This window comes from Pseudomonas poae (genome assembly GCA_028869255.1).
GTDB lineage: Bacteria > Pseudomonadota > Gammaproteobacteria > Pseudomonadales > Pseudomonadaceae > Aquipseudomonas > Aquipseudomonas poae_C.
The window spans coordinates 2,855,785-2,875,647 of the sequence record CP110972.1 but is presented as its reverse complement, the minus strand read 5'-3'; the positions used below and the strand labels follow the sequence as shown (position 1 = coordinate 2,875,647).

Annotated in this window: 15 protein-coding genes and 2 pseudogenes; 9 read left to right on the top strand and 8 right to left on the bottom strand. The window is 60.0% G+C overall.

Annotated features, from left to right (window positions below; translation table 11 throughout):
* Positions 1–51 precede the first annotated feature (51 nt).
* The 4 genes from LRS56_13080 (at position 52) to LRS56_13065 (ending at position 4,595) form a co-directional block, all read left to right on the top strand.
* Positions 52–1,083, top strand: a complete 1,032-nt coding sequence (locus LRS56_13080; protein WDU65295.1) for a hypothetical protein — start codon at positions 52–54, stop codon at positions 1,081–1,083.
* 83 nt (positions 1,084–1,166) lie between these two features.
* Positions 1,167–2,108: a hypothetical protein gene (locus LRS56_13075; protein WDU65294.1), complete on the top strand. Its 942-nt coding sequence runs from the start codon at positions 1,167–1,169 to the stop codon at positions 2,106–2,108.
* 568 nt (positions 2,109–2,676) lie between these two features.
* Complete coding sequence (locus LRS56_13070; protein WDU65293.1) at positions 2,677–3,321, top strand: hypothetical protein; 645 nt, start codon at positions 2,677–2,679, stop codon at positions 3,319–3,321.
* Positions 3,318–4,595, top strand: a complete 1,278-nt coding sequence (locus tag LRS56_13065; protein WDU65292.1) for an autotransporter outer membrane beta-barrel domain-containing protein — start codon at positions 3,318–3,320, stop codon at positions 4,593–4,595. The genes LRS56_13070 and LRS56_13065 overlap by 4 nt, the downstream gene beginning before the upstream one ends.
* A 57-nt stretch (positions 4,596–4,652) precedes the next feature.
* Here LRS56_13065 and LRS56_13060 read toward each other — a convergent pair whose 3' ends face one another.
* The 4 genes and pseudogenes from LRS56_13060 to LRS56_13045 form a co-directional block, all read right to left on the bottom strand.
* Complete coding sequence (locus LRS56_13060) at positions 4,653–5,078, bottom strand: hypothetical protein (GenBank protein WDU65291.1); 426 nt, start codon at positions 5,076–5,078, stop codon at positions 4,653–4,655.
* 323 nt (positions 5,079–5,401) lie between these two features.
* Positions 5,402–6,044, bottom strand: a pseudogene (locus LRS56_13055) (DUF1345 domain-containing protein).
* 109 nt (positions 6,045–6,153) lie between these two features.
* Positions 6,154–9,251 (bottom strand): annotated as a pseudogene (locus LRS56_13050) (efflux RND transporter permease subunit).
* A 6-nt stretch (positions 9,252–9,257) separates the two neighbouring features.
* On the bottom strand, positions 9,258–10,382 hold the full coding sequence (locus LRS56_13045; protein WDU65290.1) for an efflux RND transporter periplasmic adaptor subunit: 1,125 nt from the start codon (positions 10,380–10,382) through the stop codon (positions 9,258–9,260).
* A gap of 287 nt (positions 10,383–10,669) precedes the next feature.
* On the opposite strand from LRS56_13045, the gene LRS56_13040 reads away from it, so the two are divergent.
* Both LRS56_13040 and LRS56_13035 read left to right on the top strand, forming a co-directional pair.
* A complete protein-coding gene (locus LRS56_13040) occupies positions 10,670–11,371 on the top strand; it encodes a response regulator transcription factor (GenBank protein WDU65289.1) in 702 nt (233 codons plus the stop codon).
* Between the two features lie 3 nt (positions 11,372–11,374).
* Entirely contained in the window at positions 11,375–12,676 is a 1,302-nt protein-coding gene (locus LRS56_13035) for an ATP-binding protein (GenBank protein WDU65288.1), read from the top strand.
* Here LRS56_13035 and LRS56_13030 read toward each other — a convergent pair whose 3' ends face one another.
* The 3 genes from LRS56_13030 to LRS56_13020 all read right to left on the bottom strand — a co-directional run bounded on the left by LRS56_13030 (position 12,677) and on the right by LRS56_13020 (position 14,458).
* On the bottom strand, positions 12,677–13,348 hold the full coding sequence (locus tag LRS56_13030; protein ID WDU65287.1) for an anti-sigma factor: 672 nt from the start codon (positions 13,346–13,348) through the stop codon (positions 12,677–12,679).
* On the bottom strand, positions 13,345–13,869 hold the full coding sequence (locus LRS56_13025; protein WDU65286.1) for a sigma-70 family RNA polymerase sigma factor: 525 nt from the start codon (positions 13,867–13,869) through the stop codon (positions 13,345–13,347). Before LRS56_13025 ends, LRS56_13030 begins: the two co-directional genes overlap by 4 nt.
* Before the next feature lie 67 nt (positions 13,870–13,936).
* Positions 13,937–14,458, bottom strand: a complete 522-nt coding sequence (locus tag LRS56_13020) for a DUF3455 domain-containing protein (GenBank protein WDU65285.1) — start codon at positions 14,456–14,458, stop codon at positions 13,937–13,939.
* Positions 14,459–14,596: 138 nt separating this feature from the next.
* Here LRS56_13020 and LRS56_13015 point away from each other — a divergent pair, with 138 nt between their 5' ends.
* A complete protein-coding gene (locus LRS56_13015; GenBank protein ID WDU65284.1) occupies positions 14,597–15,367 on the top strand; it encodes a class I SAM-dependent methyltransferase in 771 nt (256 codons plus the stop codon).
* Between the two features lie 91 nt (positions 15,368–15,458).
* A complete protein-coding gene (locus LRS56_13010; GenBank protein ID WDU65283.1) occupies positions 15,459–16,244 on the top strand; it encodes a sulfite exporter TauE/SafE family protein in 786 nt (261 codons plus the stop codon).
* An 877-nt stretch (positions 16,245–17,121) separates the two neighbouring features.
* On the opposite strand, the gene LRS56_13005 is transcribed toward LRS56_13010, so the two are convergent.
* On the bottom strand, positions 17,122–18,357 hold the full coding sequence (locus tag LRS56_13005) for an acyl-CoA dehydrogenase family protein (protein WDU65282.1): 1,236 nt from the start codon (positions 18,355–18,357) through the stop codon (positions 17,122–17,124).
* Between the two features lie 267 nt (positions 18,358–18,624).
* On the opposite strand from LRS56_13005, the gene sfnG reads away from it, so the two are divergent.
* A complete protein-coding gene (gene sfnG / locus LRS56_13000) occupies positions 18,625–19,710 on the top strand; it encodes a dimethyl sulfone monooxygenase SfnG (protein WDU65281.1) in 1,086 nt (361 codons plus the stop codon).
* Positions 19,711–19,863 lie beyond the last annotated feature (153 nt).

Sequence of the window (19,863 nt, the reverse complement as noted above, 5' to 3'; positions counted from 1 at the left end):
ACCGTATGGGGTTGTTCGATATCCATATTCAATGACGATGGAGAATATGCAATGGGCACTAAATTAGCAAAAAGTGGTATAGGCATACTTGTCGCTAACCTTGATGAACCGGTGATCATTGAGGCACTGGATCCTGCGACGGGCCTCATTCCAGCCGCGATGACAAATGGAGATTTGACACTCAGGTGTGATCTCGGCCCATTCTCGGCTGACGGTGACTGGATCGAGGTTCAACGACGCGACCTTTCCCTGGCGGCCGAAACCTGGACTACGATGGTAGGTCCATTCCAGTTTGTTATGCCGACTGACGGCAGCACGTTTATGGATGTCCCGGTTCCGGTTCCGGCAAGTGACACGCAAGGCTGGGCACATGGTCGTTATCAACTGCGGTTCGCGTTGTATGTAAACAGCAACGACGGAACGGGAGACAGGCCCTCGTCCGTCAGTGAGGATTCACCGGGCGCGCCGCTTACGATCGACATCATTCCACCCTATAGCAATGGTCGAGTAGATTCGCCGCCACTTGCTCCCGTTTACGTCGGCCCTCCGATCCCTGGCGGGCAGATTGACGCAGGTTTTCTAACCGGCGCCGGCGCCGGCGGTTTGACGTTTACCATTCCAGACAACGCTTACCCTACACCGAGCGGTCAATGGGCGCTGGGCGATACAATTCAGTATTACTTCAGCGAACAGCTGTTTCCGCAGCCTGCATCCGAAGTGGGCGCCCTTATCCCTCCACGGCCTATGGCGCAAACGGGCAATACGTTTGTGCTGCCTGCAAGCGCTATCACTACCAGCGGGCGTCTGAATTTTTTCTATACCATTACCGACCGAGCGGGAAACGTAAGCGCCCCATCGGCGGCGGTTGTCTTCCCAGTACTGCTATTGCCGGCGCCAGTACTTGAGCCAATTGTTATTCCTTTGGCACCCGCACCCGAAGACGGTGGTACCGATAACCTGCTCAATATCTCTGATTATGTGGCAGGCATCTTGGCCCAGGTGAGAGCCTATACGCCTCTGCCAACCACGGACCGGATTCAATTGATTTGGGGGCACAGCCTGCTACTCCGTTTGTCCCGGTGACTGCATTTCCTCATGAATTCAGAAACCTGAACACGTTGATCAGGGCTGAGTACGGAAATCGAAGAGGGCCGCAGCCGGTTGATGTGACCTATCGCGTCGAGCGAGGTGGTCAGACGTTCGACGCTCCCCCAAGGACGGTCGACGTAGACCTGAGTGTTCCAGGTGCGGTTAATCCTGGAGAGCCCGGCACTGCGAACATCAATTTGAGACCCCTGCAGATATTTGGTCAGGGCTCACTTGTACCCAATGAGCTGAGAGAGGTACACGCCAATCAAGACGTCACGGTGTCGATCGAGCTCTGGACGGTTGCCGATCCACCGCAGGCCGGGCAGTTCATTCATGTTGTATGGAGTGACGGTACTGTGGTCGCTCCTCCGTTCGCGATTACCACTCAACTGCCGGGTGATACGATCACCTTCCCGATCCCTTGGTCTGTTGTGGCTGCCACCGGGAACGGCCCTCAGATTGTCCATTATTTCGTAGCCTCATCGGCAACGCCGCTGCCTACAGACAACATAAGTATCGCGCCCGATACGACTGTCAATGTCATAGACGCTGTGACGCTTGCACTGGTGCCGCCTGAGTTTCTGAGATTCCAGACCACGCTTGGGGTCCGCACTTGGACATGTGATTCGCTGGTTGTTCTGCCCCGAGCGGTCGCACCTGCCCGGGACACATTTGAGGGGCGGATCCTGGTGCCCGCCGATCCGAGGTTTCAGTTAGGTCAGCAATTGACGTTGGTTGTTCGAGCATTCCAGCCGCGCGTAGGGGTTGTCAGGGAAGATGCATCGGTGACCTTGACTCTACCCATCACAGTGGCAGGCCAAGTCAATGGTTACACCTTCGTAGTGCCGTTCGATACGCTCAGGGCCCTGCGCCTTACGGGGACGGTGCAGGCGACCAGTAGCTCACCGCTTGTTGGCGGGTTTTTAGGTCGAGGCACGGCAAGTATGAACGGGCGTGCAGTGCTTTCGCGAGACTATTGCGACGCCGTCCCGGTACCTGCGCTGCCTCCGCTGCCTTAAAAGCTGAACAAGTGTCGCTTCCCCCCTCTTTTAGTTAGAGAGGGGGAAACCACTCACTCAGTCTGTGTAAAAAAACTATCTAATAGAGTGTTTTTTACCCGGTAATTACGAGAAAGGTCCTACAGAGTTCGGGAGGGATGGTCCTTAAGCTATGTGCCGCAGAGGTTAGGTCGCTTCGTCAAGAGTGTGCCGAACCGTTAAAGTAGCCACTAATAGAGTGATAGACCATGTCGGCACTGAATACATTTGAGCTCAAACCTCTGAGCGCGATGATGAAAGTTCCAACCATTACCTTCTGTCTGTTTGCTGCAGTACAGGGGCAAGCGCAAGCGGTACAGTTGATTGGTCAACAAAGAGCGATCAGCGCCGCTACGCAATCAACGGATTGGCAGTTGTTCAACAAATCCCGACTGGATATGAACAGCGCAACAGCAACCACTATTGATCTTTCGGATTCCACGCTGAATATGAACAGCGGGAGTCGCTCCAATGCAATTCGTGCAGTATTAGGTTCCCGGGTTAATATAAATTCGTCGCAAGTTTCTTCCAGTAATCCGCTGATGGCGCGGTGCGCCTGGATAACAGTACCGCCTCTATTAATAACAGCACCCTCATCAATAGCGCCGGAGTTGGCTTACAGAGTTTTGGCAGTCTCGGTGCCACCACCGGTTCGAATGCAACCGTCAGCAACAGCACTGTCGGTGGCGCGATCGGCGGTGCGGAGGCCACCAACGGCAGTGAATTACACTTCACCAACACCCGTGTAATGGGGCTTGGGACGGGTAGTTTCGGTGTTTCGCTGCAAGGTGCGACCGCGACGGCCACCCAGAGCACGATCATCGGCCAGAATAATGGGGTTTCATTCGTCCGCGGCCGGTTAGACGCAAGGGATGGCAAGCTGGTATTGGACCAAACGAGCGTAGAGGGGCAAACCGGCTCCGCCATTTCGGTTCGTGGTGGCGCGAACGGGGGCCCTACGGTGAATATCGATGTGCTCAATCACTCCACGTTGACGGGAGGCAATGGCAACCTGTTGAGCGTTACGGGGGGCGGCTCGGCGAGCATGAACGTGGATGACAGCCGATTGACCGGTAATGTTATTGCCGATGGTACGAGCACCGCCCATTTGAGCCTGCAGAACAACGCCATGCTCACGGGCCAGTTGCAAAACGTCTCCAGCTTGAATGTGGGTAACGCGTCCTCCTGGAGATGACCGGCGATAGCCAGGTCGGCGCACTGAACATGGCCGGTGGTACCGTTAAAATGGGGGCTCCGGATGAATTCTATCGCCTGAACCTTGAGACGCTATCCGGCGATGGCACCTTTGTCATGGGCACAGATTTCGCGCAAGGCACAACGGACTACATCAATGTTACCGGCAACGCCTCCGGCAACCACAGCCTGCTGCTGGAAGCCAGTGGTGCCGAACCGGTCAACCCTGATCAGATTCAGGTGGTCCATACCGGCGGCGGTGATGCGCAGTTTTCACTCGCGGGTGGGCCAGTGGATGCAGGCGCTTTTGCCTACGATCTGAAAAAAGAAGGGGATGATTGGTTTCTCGATCCCACCACACGGGTGCAAAGCCGCAGTACTCGCGTGGCCATGGCCGTATTCAACACCGCGCCAACGGTGATGTACGGCGAAGAGGCTTCGCTGCGTGCGCGCATGGGTGAGGTGCGTTTCGAACCAAGCCGTGGTGGCCTCTGGGTACGGGGTTTCGGCAATAAATATGATGTGTCCGAAAGTTCGGGTACCGGTTATACGCAGAACCAGAAGGGCTTCGTGGTGGGTGCTGACACCCAGTTGCAGGATAGCCAATGGGTGGTGGGGCTGATGGTGGGTCACAGTAGTTCTGAGCTGAACCTGACTCGCGGCTCCTCCGGTACGGTCAAGAGTTACTTCGTGGGTGCTTATGCGACCTGGCTGGACCAGGAAAGCGGTTTCTACTTTGATACGGTGGCCAAGGCCAACCGATTCCAGAACGAGGCCAAGGCGACACTCAGTGACAATACGTCGACCAAGGGCAACTACAACAACGTGGGCGGCAGTGTATCGGCTGAGTTTGGCCGCAATATCAAACTCGACGATGGCTGGTATGTCGAGCCTTATGCTCGAATGTCGACGGTTGTGGTGCAGGGCGGCAACTACAGCATGAAAAATGGGCTGCAGGTGGATGGCGAGCGTACCCGCTCAAGAACAGTCGAGGCCGGCGCGACGGTGGGGCGTGATATCCAGCTGGACAGCGGCACCATCCTCCAGCCCTACCTGCGTGCGGCCGTGGTTCATGAGTTTGCCAACGATAACGACGTAATGATCAACAATCAGGTGTTCAAGAATGATTTGTCAGGCACGCGCAAGAAGTTCGGCGCCGGCGTGGCGGTGAAGCTGTCGCAGAACTTGCAACTGCATGCCGACCTCGAGACCAGTGCCAGCGATAAAATCGATCAAAAGTTTGGTGCCAACGTTGGCCTGCGTTACACCTTCTGAATCACCTGAATTAAAAAAGCCCTGATTGAAAGACCAGGGCTTTTTAGTGGGGCTTGTCTAAGCTTTTAGTTCGAAGGTGATGTTGACTGGGTGAACAACGTTTGGGTTAGCCTCATCACCATAGAGAGCACCCTTGACCTCAAAGGGGCTAATGACCAGTGTGTCGATGCGTAGAGTGGCGTGTTTGCATTGGACGGCAAATGGGTTGGTGAGGGTCTTGAAGGAAATCCAGGCTTCGCGGGATTTTATGCCGGTCAAAGGCAGTGCGGTGTTGAGTGGTACGTCGTCTGGAAATCTAATATAAACTTCCTCTGCGCTACCGTCGTCATGTTTGTCAATGAGCGTTATTTCAATATATTCCTGATAAGCGCTTGCTTTTCCTACTGCTGTCTCAAAGTCATGTGTGCCGATTGTTCCCTTGATCTCGCCCCTTACTTCACGGGGTTGTGGAATATCGCTTGCCAGTTTCAGTCGTGTTGACATGATCGCCTCTCCATCAATGATGTTTATGCGAAACCCAGAAGCACACTTGCTTCTGATTAGCTGTATCAAGCCGCAAAAAAAATAATTATGTAACTGTCAAAATTCACAGTTTACAGAGCAGGTTTACCGTGTTTTTCGTTTCTTTACGCAGACAATGCTCACGTCAAATCGTAAAGCGCCATTATTGAATGGCTTCTGCTATTAAATGCATTTTTATACGCCCGTCTACTGTCAGAGTTGACAGTCTAAGAAACCGTTTTTAATAGCGAATTTTTCTAGCGGCGTAGTGGCTGCCGGGTTAAACACCGGGGGAGCGGGCAAGCTTAACTAAAGAGCCCTGCGGCAATATTGATCGAAAACCCTAAAATCGCCGTATTGAATAGAAAACCGATCAACGACTGCCCCAGCACCACTTTGCGCATACTGCGGGTACCAACGCCCACATCGGCCGTTTGCACAGCCACGCCAATGGTGAACGAGAAGTAGAGGAAGTCCCAATAATTAGGCGTACGCAAACCTTCGGCAAAGCGCAGCGCAGGTTCGTCACCGTCCCAAGTGTAGAAAAGGCGTGCGTAATGCACGCTGAAAATTACCCCGATCAGCAGCCATGAGCCGATCACCGTCAACGCCGTGAAACCGTAATGCAACAGACGCGCCGTGCCATCCAGGTCTTTGCTGCCCACCAGGTTCAAGGTGATGGTCGCCAGGCTGGCAATCGCCGCGATACACACCATAAACAACACAAGCCCGGCGTTCTCATCCTCGACTTCTGCGATGCGTTTTACGTCGTCGGCACGTGCTCTGCTGACCAGCCACAGCATTAGCACCAGCAGAGGTCCAGACTCCGGCGTTCCAGCCGATGAGGATTTTGCCGAGCAGCGTATCTGCCGGTGCCAGGATGCCCACGGCAAGGCCCAGTACGGCGGCAGAGGAGAGGCGAGGGTGGGTGCGGGCGAGGAAGGCCATGGTGCTCACAAATCCAGGGAGTTCTGAGCACCATATGTTGCACGGCTGCAAGCTACAAGCTGTAAGCGGCAAGACAGACGCAGGACTGTTCATTCTTGCTACTTGACGCTTAGCGCTTACCGCTGCTTTTACGCACCAGCTTCATGACCACCACAAAGAACACCGGCACAAACACCACCGCCAGTGTCGCGGTGATCATCCCGCCGATCACACCCGTGCCGATGGCCTGCTGGCTGGCGGAGCTGGCACCTGTGGCAATTGCCAAGGGCACCACGCCGAGGATAAACGCCAGAGACGTCATGATGATCGGCCGCAACCTGAGGCGCGCGGCCTTCAGAGTGGCGTCGAGCAGATCCTCGCCCTGATCATACAGGTCCTTGGCGAACTCGATGATCAAAATTGCATTCTTCGCCGACAGACCGATGATGGTGATCAAGCCGACCTTGAAAAACACATCGTTGGGCATGCCGCGCAAAGTCACCGCCAGCACGGCGCCGAGCACACCCAGCGGCACTACCAGCAACACCGAGGTTGGAATCGACCAGCTTTCATACAGCGCCGCCAGGCACAGAAACACGATCAGCAGCGACAGGCCCAACAGCAGCGGCGCCTGGGAACCGGACAAACGTTCCTGCAATGACAACCCGGTCCATTCCTGGCCCAGGCCGACCGGCAGTTGGCTGACCAGGCGCTGAATTTCGGCCATGGCCTCGCCGGTACTATGCCCCGGCGCCGCTTCGCCGCTGATGGCGATGGCGGGGTAGCCGTTGTAACGGGTCAACTGCGCCGGGCCCTGGGTCCATTTGGCTTCGACAAACGCCGACAGCGGCACCATCTTGCCGGCGTTGTTGCGCACGTTGATCTTCATCAAGTCCGCCACCTGACTGCGCTGGTCGCCTTCGGCCTGCACCACCACCCGTTGCATGCGGCCCTGGTTGGGGAAGTCATTGATGTAGGCCGAACCGATGGCTGAGGACAGCACATTACCCACATCCGCAAAGGACACTCCCAGGGCGTTGGCTTGTTTGCGATCCACCTCAAGCTGTACTTGCGGCGCCTCGGCCAGGGCACTTTCGCGCACGTTGGCCAGGATCGGGCTTTCTCGGCTGCCGCCAGCAACTCGCTGCGTGCGGCCATCAGCGCGGCATGGCCGACGCCACCACGGTCCTGCAAGCGGAACTCGAAACCACTGGAGGTGCCGAGGCCATCCACCGGCGGTGGCAGCACCGCGTAGGCAATCGCATCCTTAAGTTCGCTGAACGCCGCGTTGGCGCGGTCGGCAATCGCCGATGCCGAATCGTCACTGCTGCGCGTTGACCAGTCCTTGAGCGTGGTAAAGGCCAGCGCCGCGTTCTGCCCCGAGCCGGAGAAGCTGAAGCCCATGATCATGGTGGTGTCGCCCACCCCCGGCTCCCCGGCGTTATGCGCTTCTATCTGCTCGGCCACCTGTACCGTGCGGTTCTTGCTCGCGCCCGGCGGCAGCTGGATATCGGTGATGGTGTAACCCTGGTCTTCCACCGGCAGGAACGAGGAGGGCAGGCGGCTGAACATCAGCCCCAGGCCCACCAGCAATACCAGATAGATCAGCAGGTAACGGCCGCTGCGCTTGAGGGCATAGGCCACCCAACCTTCATAGCGGTCGGTCAGGCTTTCAAAACGCTTGTTGAACCAGCCGAAGAAACCACCCTTGGCATGGTGCTCGTCCTTGGCAATCGGCTTGAGCAAGGTGGCGCACAACGCCGGGGTCAATGTCAGGGCGAGGAACGCCGAGAACAGGATCGAGGTGGCCATCGACAGTGAAAACTGCTGGTAGATCACCCCCACCGACCCCGGCATGAATGCCATCGGCAGAAACACCGCCACCAGTACCAAGGTGATACCGACGATGGCCCCGGTGATCTGGCCCATGGCCTTGCGCGTGGCTTCCTTGGGCGACAGACCCTCGCTGACCATGATCCGCTCGACGTTCTCCACCACCACAATCGCATCGTCCACCAGGATGCCGATGGCCAGTACCATGCCGAACATGGTCAGCACGTTGATCGAGAACCCCAACAGCAGCATGGTCGCGAAGGTGCCCATCAGCGCAATCGGCACCACCAGGGTCGGGATCAGGGTGTAGCGCACGTTCTGCAGGAACAAAAACATCACCGCAAACACCAGCGCCATGGCCTCCAGCAAGGTGTAGACCACCTTGGTAATCGAGACTTTGACGAACGGCGAGGTGTCGTACGGAATCTTGTATTCCACGTTGGCCGGGAAGTAGCGCGACAGCTCATCCATCTTCGCCCGCACCTGGTTGGCGGTGTTCAGCGCATTCGCGCCCGGCGCCAGTTGCACACTGACGGCGGTGGACGGCTTGCCGTTCAGGCGCGTGGAAAACTGGTATTCCTGGCTGCCGATTTCCACCCGCGCCACGTCCCCGATGCGCACGGTGGAGCCATCCGGGTTGGCCTTGAGCACAATGTCGGCGAATTCCGCAGGCGTCGACAGTTGGCCCTTGACCAGGATCGCCGCAGTAATTTCCTGGGTTTTGCTGCCCGGCAAGTCACCGATGCTGCCCGCCGACACCTGGGCGTTCTGCGCGCTGATCGCGGCGTTGACGTCGGCCGGCGTGAGGTTGAAACCGATCAGTTTCTGCGGGTCGATCCAGATACGCATGGCGCGTTCGGCGCCGTACAACTGGGCTTTGCCCACCCCGTCCAGGCGCTTGAGCTCGTTCATCACGTTGCGCGCCAGATAATCGCTGAGCGCCACGTCATCGAGCTTGCCGTCGCTGGAGGTGAGGGTCACCAGCAACAGGAAGCCGGCGGAGACTTTCTCCACCTGCAAGCCTTGCTGGGTCACCGCCTGCGGCAAGCGTGGCTCTACCGCTTTAAGACGGTTTTGCACATCGACCTGGGCCATTTCCGGGTCGGTGCCCGGCTGGAAGGTGGCGGTGATGGTGGCCGAACCGAGGCTGCTCTGGGACTCGAAATACAGCAGGTGGTCGGCGCCGTTGAGTTCCTGTTCGATCAGGCTGACCACGCTTTCATCCAGGGTCTGGGCCGAGGCGCCGGGGTACACCGCGTAGATTTCCACCTTCGGCGGCGCGACGTTGGGGTACTGGGCCACCGGCAGTTGCGGAATGGCGAGTGCGCCAGCCAGCAGAATAAACAGGGCCACCACCCAAGCGAAGATCGGGCGGTCAATAAAGAACTGCGGCATGGCGGGTTATTCCTCTACCTGGACTTTTTCACCGGGGCGCGTATGTTGCACACCTTCGACGACGATGCGGTCGCCGGGCTTGAGGCCGCTGCTGACGATCCAGCGGTCCTCGACCACCGCACCCAACTCCACCGGTTGCAGGCTCACCGTCTGTTCGGCATTCAGCAGCAGCACCATCGGAATGCCGGCGCTGTCACGGGTAATGGCGCGTTGCGGCACGCTGATGCCTTGCTGGTCCACCGCTTGCTCCAGGCGTACCCGCACAAAGCTGCCGGGCAACAGGTCGAGGTCCGGGTTGGGGAACTCACTGCGCAGGATGATTTGCCCGGTGCCCGGGTCGACACTGATTTCGGCGAACAGCAGTTTGCCCGGCAGCGGGTACAGGCTGCCGTCATCCTGGATCAGCGTGGCCTTGGCCTGGTCCTGGCCGACCTGCTTCAAGCTGCCAGCGCGGAACGCCCGGCGCAGGTCATTCAGCTCGCGGGTGGACTGAGTCAGGTCGGCGTGGATCGGGTCCAGTTGCTGGATGATTGCCAGCGGCGTGGCCTCGTTCTGGCCGACCAGCGCGCCTTCGGTCACCAGCGCACGGCCAATGCGCCCGGAAATCGGCGCGGTGACGGTGGCGTAGCCCAGGTTGAGCTTGGCGCGCTCCACGGCGGCCTTGTTGGCGGCGACTTCGGCGTTGGTCTGGCGCAGGGCGGCGCGGGCGTTGTCGTAGTCCTGGCCGCTGATGGCGTTGCCGTCCACCAGTTGGCTATAGCGCTGCTCTTGCAGGCGCGCCTGGAAGGCATTGGCCTCGGCCTTGCTCAGGTTGGCCTGGGCGCTGTCGAGGTCGGCCTTGAACGGCGCCGGGTCAATGCGAAACAGCACATCGCCCTGTTTCACGTCGTGACCTTCCTTGAACACCCGTTGCATCACCACGCCGGCCACCCGGGCGCGCACTTCGGCGATGCGCGGCGCGGCGATACGCCCGCTCAATTCGCTGGTGATCGACAGGGGTTTGGCCTGCAGGGTTTCGACGCGCACTTTGGCCAGGGGCATTTCCGGCGCTTGGCCGGCCGAATCGCCACAGGCACTCAATGCCAGCGTCAGGGCCATCAGGCAAAACGGCGCAAACAGATTCTTCGACATGCTCTTATCCCAATATTGACTGGCGCATCCTAAGGCCACCTGCGCCGCGGTGCTGTGAAGCTGTGTAGGTCGTGTGTGAAGAAATGTAAGGTGCGGCCCATAGTCGGCAGAGGGCGTATATCCTTGCACAATCCTGCAAACAACAAAGATCAAATGTGGGAGCGGGCTTGCCCGCGAAAGCGGCGTATCAGCCAATAAATCTGCTAATTCAACCACTGCTTTCGCGAGCAAGCCCGCTCCCACAAGGGTCTGTGCACAACCGACGAACCGCATTATTTGGAAACACCATGCCCAACATCCTCCTGGTGGAAGACGACGCCGCACTCTCCGAGCTGATTGCCAGCTACCTGGAGCGCAATGGCTACCACGTCAGCGTGCTCAGCCGTGGCGACCACGTGCGCGAACGCGCGCGCCGCAACCCGCCGGACCTGGTGATCCTCGACCTGATGCTGCCTGGCCTTGACGGCCTGCAAGTGTGCCGCCTGCTGCGTGCCGACTCGGCGGGCCTGCCGATCCTGATGCTCACCGCCCGCGACGACAGCCACGACCAGGTGCTGGGCCTGGAAATGGGTGCCGACGATTATGTGACCAAACCCTGCGAGCCGCGTGTGCTGCTGGCCAGGGTCCGCACCTTGCTGCGCCGCAGCAGTTTGTCCGAGCCCCAGGTGGCCAGCGATCAGATCATCATGGGTAACCTGTGCATTGACCTGTCCGAGCGCACCGTGACCTGGCGTGAACAGGCGGTGGAGCTGTCCAGCGGTGAGTACAACCTGCTGGTGGTGTTGGCGCGGCATGCCGGCGAGGTGCTCAGCCGCGATCAGATCCTGCAACGCCTGCGCGGTATCGAGTTCAACGGCACCGACCGTTCGGTGGACGTGGCCATCTCCAAGCTGCGCCGCAAGTTCGACGACCATGCCGGCGAAGCGCGCAAGATCAAGACCGTGTGGGGCAAGGGCTACCTGTTCAGCCGTTCCGAGTGGGAATGCTGATCCATGTTTCGAGTGCTGATTCGCCTCTCTTTGATCACCATCATCACCTACAGTGCGGCGATTTTCCTGATTCCCAAGCTGGTGATCCAACTCTTCGAACACCGCTACCTTGACTACAACGTCGAGCAGTCGCGTGGCATGCAGACGCTGATCGTCAAGCAATACCTGCGGGCGCCGGTGGAGCGCTGGTCGCAGATTACCGAGCAGTTGGGCCGCGACTTCGCGCCCCTGAAAGTGCAACTGCTGCTACGTCAGGACGCCAGCTACACCCCCGAGGAAGCCAAGTTGCTGGAGCAGGGAAAACCGGTGATTCACCTGGGGGAGTGGGGGTGGATGGAGGAGGTCAGCTCACCGATCAACGCGCAGTTCGTGGTCAAGCTGACCATCCCGCCGGACCCGCTGGACATGAACCTGCTGTACTGGTCGATGAACGTGCTGATCGGCATCGCGCTGCTGGTGTGCTTGTTGGTCTGGTTGCGTCCGCATTGGCGTGACCTGGAACGCCTCAAAAGCACGGCCGCGCAACTGGGCAAAGGCAACCTGGCCGAACGCACGGGGATTCCGTCCAGCTCAAATATCGGCAGCCTGGCCTCGGTATTCGACACCATGGCCGACGATATCGAACACCTGCTCAACCAGCAGCGCGACTTGCTCAATGCGGTTTCCCACGAGCTGCGCACGCCGCTCACGCGCCTGGACTTCGGCCTGGCCCTGGCGCTGTCCGAAGACCTGCCCGCCGCCAGCCGCGAGCGCTTGCACAGCCTGGTGGCGCATATACGCGAGCTGGATGAGCTGGTGCTGGAACTGCTGTCCTACAGCCGCCTGCAAAACCCGGCGCAACTGCCGGAGCGGGTCGAGGTGGTGCTTGATGAGTTTATCGACAGCGTGCTGGGCAGCGTCGACGACGAACTGGAAAACCCCGAAATCGTCATCGATGTGGCGCTCGACTGCGCCGTGGAGCGCTTCAGCCTCGACCCGCGCCTGACCGCCCGCGCCCTGCAAAACCTGCTGCGCAACGCCACGCGTTATTGCGATAAGCGCATCCAGGTGGGGGTCAAGGTCTGCGCCAACGGGTGTGAAATCTGGGTGGATGACGATGGCATCGGTATCCCGCTGAGCCAGCGCGAACGGATCTTCGAGCCGTTCTACCGCCTTGACCGTAGTCGCGACCGCTCAACCGGCGGCTTCGGCCTGGGCCTGGCAATCAGCCGGCGCGCCCTGCAAGCTCAGGGCGGCACGCTGACCGCCTTGGCCTCGCCGTTGGGCGGGGCGCGGTTTCGGGTGTGGCTGCCCTGCGTCGGCTGATCAGAGCACTTTGACCGCACGCCCGATTGCCTGAATCGGCCCGGTGGGTTTGCCGGTGGGCGAGCCGCGTGGGTCTTCCAGGGTCAGTTCGAACAGCTGGTTCTGTGTGAGCGGCGGCAGCTTGTCCAATGGCACCGACAGGGTCTGGCCGGGCTTGACCAGCCCCAGCGACACCGGCCCCTGCCAGCCGTCACCCTTGGTCCAGAACTGCAGGGCCTTGTCGGCCGGAACCTCCATCACGCCCAGGGGGATCAACTGAATCTGCTGATTATTGCTCGCCTGGATCACCCAGCCTGGCGCCTGGCTTTGCGGGGCGACCAGCACCACCACAAAGCTTGGGGCGGCGGGCGGGCGAATCAGCAGCAGGGTGGCCAATACCGCAGTCGCCACCAGCCCGGCACCGGCCAGGCCGCGCCACAGGGCCAGCAGGTCCCACCAGGCCACACCGGCCTGCGGGCTTGCGAGGGTGCTTTCGATGCGTCGCCACAGCTGCGCCGACGGCGGCACCGGTTCGGCCAGCGCCGTCAGCGGCAGCAGACGTTGCTCCCAGGCGTCGACTGCCGAACGCAGTTCAGGGTCGTATTTGAGGCGCTGTTCGACCTCGGCCCGTTGCTCGGCGGGCAAGGTGCCCAACACGTATTCGCTGGCCAGTTGTTCCAACGTTTCGTTCATGCCATGCACTCCCGCAGCGCGGCGAGGCTACGTTTGATCCAAGCTTTGATGGTCCCCAGCGGGGTGCCCAGTTTTTGCGCGATTTCGCTATGGGAATAGCCGTCGACATAAGCATGCAGGATGCACGTGCGGCGGGCCGGTTCGAGCTGCTCCAGGCAGCTGTGGACTTGCCCGGAACGTGCGGTGAATTCGAAGGTGTCGTGGGTGGCTGCGAACTGCTCATGTTCCTCGCCCAGCGCCACCTCGCGATGATGGTTGCGCATGTAGTTGAGCGCCAGGTGGCGGGTCAGGCTGAATACCCAGCCTCGCGCCGAACCGCGCAGCGGGTCGAAACTGCCCGCGCCGCGCCAGACCTTGATAAATGCGTCATGCACGATGTCCTCGGCCACGGCCTTGTCGCGCACAATACGCAACGCCACGCCGAGCAAATGGCGGCTGTCCTGCTCATACAGCTGGCGCAAGGCGCGTTGCTCGCCACGCGCGCACGCCAACAGGCACGCTTCGTAATCAAACACTGACATCCATCCCCAATGGCCGAATCCTGTGGCAAGCCAGCTTGCTCGCCACAGGCAGCGTAGCGCAGTTTCTTCAGTTGGCCGCCCAGAAAATATAGTCGGCCTGGTACTTCACCACTTCCTGCTTGCCCTTGTTGGCGGCGCTGCATTCGGTGCTCGGTGCCACGCCGCCTTTAAGCGCAACCCGCTGGATGTAACTCACACCGCTCATCGCGCCCTTGCCTTCGGCCGGGTTGGCCTTGACCAATTGATAGGGCAGGTTACCGGCACTCGATGGCGCTACGGCGAGCTGGGTGCCGGTGATTTTCGAACCATCCTGGGCTTGCCAGGTGGCCGGTGGCCCGAAGTACGTGCCCACCTGCTTGCCACTGCGATCATTCAGTACGGCCTTGGGGCCGACGAAGGTCCACTCGGTCTGGCCCGCGGCGTTGGCCTTGTCGCGGCACTCGTAGGTGATTTCGCCGACGCCGGTGGTCTCCAGCGCCACTTTGTGGCCAGCCGGCACTTTGATGCTGTCGGGCAGGCCGGTCTGGGCGAAGGCAGCTGGCGCGGCGGCCAGCAGGGCGGTCAGGCAGAGCAGTGCTTTAGTGTGCATGGGTGTCTCTCCATTTCAGTAAAACAGCGGGGTTACTGTGAGCACTACCCATGAGCCGCACGATTGGATGCAGTGATTAGAAAATAAATGTTTGAAGGCGCACACTGTGCCCCCGCTTTACCCGAGGAGAGATTGGCAATGACTGGTGTTCACACGTCTGCTCAGCAAGGTTTCTCGACCCAGGCCGTGACCTACGCCCAAGGCCGACCGGATTACCCCCGACAGCTCACCGGCTGGCTCAGCGATGTGCTGGGGGTGGATGCGCACTCATCGGTGGTCGACCTGGGCGCCGGTACCGGCAAATTCACGCGCCTGCTCAGCACGTTGGCGCCCACCTTGATTGCGGTTGAACCGGTGCAGGCGATGGGCGCGCAGTTGAGCAAACTGCTGCCGGAGGTGCGCCTGGTCAACGGCACCGCCGAAGCCATCCCCCTGGACACCGCCAGCGCCGACGCGCTGGTCTGTGCACAAGCCTTCCATTGGTTCTCGACCCCGGCCGCATTGCGCGAGATTCACCGTGTGCTCAAGCCCGAGGGGCGCCTGGGGCTGGTGTGGAATGTGCGTGATGAATCGGTGGGCTGGGTCGCGGCCATCACCGAGATCATCACGCCTTACGAGGGCGACACTCCGCGCTTTCATACAGGCCGCTGGCGTGAGGCCTTCACCGGTGAGTATTTTTCCGCCCCCGAGATGACCTGCTTTCCCTATCAGCATGTGGGCAGCCCGCAGGAAGTGATCATGGATCGCTTTCTGTCAGTGAGTTTTATCGCGGCGCTCGCCGACGCCGAAAAAGCCAAGGTCACCGCCCAACTGCGAGGGTTGATCGACACCCATCCTGACTTGCGTGGGCGGGACACGGTGGCCTTTCCCTATCAGACACAAGCCTACGTCTGTCGTCGACTGAGCTAAAAAGCATAAAGTCAGATCATATTGATATAAGTCGTTATAAGAAAAATCGCTATCCTGCGGCCAGAAATTTATAAGGCCGCAGGTAGTTGTAATGGAAGTGGGTAACTTTGGTTTTGTAATTGCGGGCCTGATCGTTGGTTTTATCGTTGGCATGACCGGTGTGGGCGGGGGCTCATTGATGACGCCGATCCTGTTGTGGTTCGGCATCAACCCGGCCACGGCCGTGGGCACCGACCTGTTGTATGCCGCCATCACCAAGTCGGGTGGGGTGCTGGTTCACAGCAAGAACAAGAACATCGATTGGACCATCACCGGCTGGTTGACCCTGGGCAGCGTGCCTGCGGTGTTGCTGACCCTGTGGTTTCTCGCCACTTTGCACACTGACCCTAGTGCGATGAACGCGGTGATCAAGCAGGCGCTTGGGGTGGTTTTGCTGCTGACGGCGTTGGCGATTCTGTTCAAGAAAAGCTTGTTGGCGTTTGCACAGCGGCATGCGGGTGATGGCTATCATATGAACCCGCGCAATCTGAATGGGTTGACGGTGGTGACGGGGGCGGTGCTGGGGACCATGGTTGCGCTGACGTCCATTGGCGCTGGGGCGCTGGGTACGGTTGCGTTGTTTATTCTGTATCCGTTTCTTGCTACGCGGCGGTTGGTCGGGACTGAGATTGCTCATGCTGTGCCTCTGACGCTGGTGGCGGGGTTGGGGCATGCAGGCATGGGTAATATGGACTGGCATTTGTTGGGGTTTCTGTTGATGGGGTCGTTGCCGGGGATTTATCTGGGTAGCCACATGACAGGTAAGGTCCCGGACGGGGTGTTGCGGCCTTGTTTGGCGGTCATGTTGATGGCGATTGGTTATAAGTTGGCGTTTTGACTGGGGGGATATCCGTTGCTGCGGTAACGGCTGCTTATGGTTCCGCTCTTACAGCGGGTCACTTTTTGAAGAGCGCAAAAAGTAACCAAAAACGCTTCGCCCCATCACTCGGCACCTCGCCTCCGGCTCGGTGTGCCCGAACGCAGGCTTGAATCCGTGGGCCGCCGCGATGGGCCATCCTTGGCCCAGCGCGGCTAACCCGGCGTCCTGCCGGGTTGCCCACGGATTCAAGCCTGCGTTCGGCCAGCGTGATTGACGGGGCGCCTGAGATCAAAAGCGCAGATCAAAAGATCGCTGACTTCGTCAGCGGTAAGGATGTAAGGGCCAGATCAAAAACAAAGCAAAGCGAGGCGGCCTGACAGCCGACCTGATCCTTGAAGCTGTACTCGGTTCAAATGTGGGAGCTGGCTTGCCTGCGATGGCATCAACTGGGTGCCACTGATAGACCGAGTTGCCTGTATCGCAGCGATGCGGCGACCCGACAAGCCAGCTCCCACAGAAAAGCCCCCCACTGTGCACGCTGACCCGCTCTTGATCCACACCACTCAGGTCGGCTACAAGGCCGCCGTGCTCTGCTTTTGATCTTGATCCTAGGCGCCCCATTAACCACGCTGGCCGCACGCAGGCTTGAATCCGTGGGTAACCCGGCAGGACGCCGGGTTAGCCGCGCTGGGCCAAGGATGGCCCATCGCGGCGGCCCACGGATTCAAGTCTGCGTGCGGGCACACCGAGCCGGAGGCGAGGTGCCGAGTGGTGGGGCAAGAGCCTTTTGGTTACTTTTGGGCTCTTTTCAAAAGTGACCCGCCGTAAGGGCGGAACCCATATCAGCCATTACCTAAATAACGGATCTACCCCCCACCCCCTGAAAACCCAGACCTCACCCCTTAGTCCCATTCCCAATCTGCCAAACAAACGGCGGCTCAGCCCCGTTAACCACCCAATCCCCCACAATCCGCGCCTTGTAAATCACCGGATTATGCGACGACACCGTCCGCGCATTACGCCAATGCCGATCCAGCGATTTACCCTGGCGCACATCCGAAGCCCCCAGCGCATTAAACAGTTCGCTGGTGGCCCGCTGGATCAACTCCGACACCACCACCTGCGCCGTAGCCGATTCAATCTCGGCCGCCACATTGGCCTCACGCTCCACGGTGTCATCCCCGCCAAACCGCGCCAGATAAGCCCGCTGCGCCGGCACTGCAGCCTTCAACGCGCTGGCCTCGGCGGCATAGACCAAGGCGGCGACTTCGCCCACCACCTGTTGAACCTGTGAATCCTGGCTCACATGTGGCGCATTACCATGGCTGTAGATGCGCTTGCGACTGCGCACCTGATGAGCCACATCGCGCAACGCCGCCCGACCGATACCGGCCAGGCTGGCCAGCAGCACCAACTGGTAAAAAGCGGTCTGGTATTTGAAACGGGTGGCGAAGTCGATCACGTTTTCGGCCTCCACCACCGCATCGTTAAAACGTGAGGTGCCGCTGCCCGTGGTGCGCTGGCCAAAACCGTCCCAGTCATCGCTGTGCACCACGCCCGCTTGGCGGGCGCGGGTGGCGGCGATCACGTCACCGCCGGTGTCGCTGCGCTGGGCGTACACGTCGATCCAGTCAGCGAAAATGCTACCGGTGCTGTAGAACTTTTCACCGTTGAGTTTCCAGTGCTCACCGTCCGGGCTGACCTTGGTGACGACATCACCGATGGCCACCGCGCCGATTTCGGTCCAGGCGCAGCCCACGATATCGCCGTCGACAAAGCGCTTGAACCACAGGTCGCGACCGGCGCTCGGCGGGGCGTTGAGGCGGTCTTCGGCAAACGCGAAATGCCCGCGCAGGGCCTGCGGCACGTTGGAGTCGGCTTCGGCCAGTTCGATCAGCAATTCGAACAGTTGCGGCAGCGAAGCACCGCCACCGCCATATTCCACCGGGACGCGTACGGCGCCGAAACCGGCTGCTTTGAGCCACTGGATTGGCTCGTGGGGCAGCGCGCGGGTTTGTTCGCGCTCCAGCGCACCATCGGCGATGCGCTGGAAAATCGGGCGAAAGCGCGCCGCCAGGGTAGGGTAGTCGACGCCGGTGGACAGCGGGTTGATGACGTGGTGTTCGGTCATGGGGCAAGGCTCCGGGCAGTGATCAATAGCTTGAGTGATTGCACACTCCGTGCCGGGTGCCGGGCCCAGTGTTTTCGGGGGATTGACCGCGCCTGCTGTTGCCTCAGCAACAGTAAACCGACAAACCGCTTCAAACCTCAACAGGGCCACTGGCGCCGATCCGGCCACGGGTTTTCAGCGCGGCGCCCATGGGATGGGCGTTTGCCCCTGGCTGGCACGCTTGCTGCTCAAGCCCTAGGTACATTCCTTTGTGCGAGGTACCGTTCGATGAGTCAGCAAGCTGTGAAATTTGCCTATTGGGTGCCCAACGTCAGCGGCGGGCTGGTGGTTAGCAAGATCGAGCAACGCACCCACTGGGGCATCGACTACAACCGCAAACTGGCGCAACTGGCCGAAGCCGCCGGCTTCGAATATGGCCTGACGCAGATTCGCTTTACCGCCGGCTACGGTGCCGAAAACCAGCATGAATCCGTGGCGTTCAGCCATGCGCTGCTGGCCGCGACCACCACGCTCAAGGTGATTGCCGCGATCCTGCCTGGCCCGTGGCAGCCAGCGCTGGCGGCCAAGCAACTGGCGACTATCGACCAGCTCACGAATGGCCGTATCGCGGTGAACATCGTCAGTGGCTGGTTCAAGGGTGAGTTCCAGGCCATCGGCGAACACTGGCTGGAACACGACGAGCGCTATCGCCGGTCCGAAGAGTTTATCCGTGCCCTCAAAGGCATCTGGACCCAGGACGACTTCACCTTCAAGGGCGATTTCTACCGTTTCAACAACTACACCCTCAAACCCAAGCCGCTGGGCCAGCCGGAAGTGTTCCAGGGCGGCAGCTCGCGGGCGGCGCGAGACATGGCGGCGCGGGTGTCGGACTGGTACTTCACCAACGGCAACACCCCCGAAGGCATCAAGGCCCAGGTCGATGACATCCGTGCCAAAGCGGCGCTGAATAACCATTCGGTCAAGGTCGGGGTCAACGCCTTTATCATCGCCCGCGACACCGAGGAAGAAGCCCGCGCCGTGCTCGCGGAAATCATCGACAAGGCCGACCCGGAAGCCGTAAATGCGTTTGGCGACGCGGCCAAACAGGCAGGCAAGGCGTCCCCCGAAGGCGAGGGCAACTGGGCCAAGTCCAGCTTTGAAGACTTGGTGCAGTACAACGACGGCTTCAAGACCAACCTGATCGGCACCCCGCAACAGATTGCCGAGCGCATCGTCGCGCTCAAGGCGGTGGGGGTGGACCTGGTGCTCGCGGGTTTCCTGCACTTCCAGGAAGAGGTCGAGTATTTCGGCAAGCGCGTGTTGCCGTTGGTGCGCGAGCTGGAGGCCAAGGCCGGTATCAAGCAGGTGGCCTGAGGCTCATCTCTTGTGGCAAGCCGCGGGCCTGTGTGGCGAGCGGGCTTGCCCGCGTTGGGCTGCGCAGCGGCCCCAAAATCCTGGGAGCGCTGCGCACTCCAACGCGGGCAAGCCCGCTCGCCACAACAAGCCCGCTCGCCACAATGGCTCTTT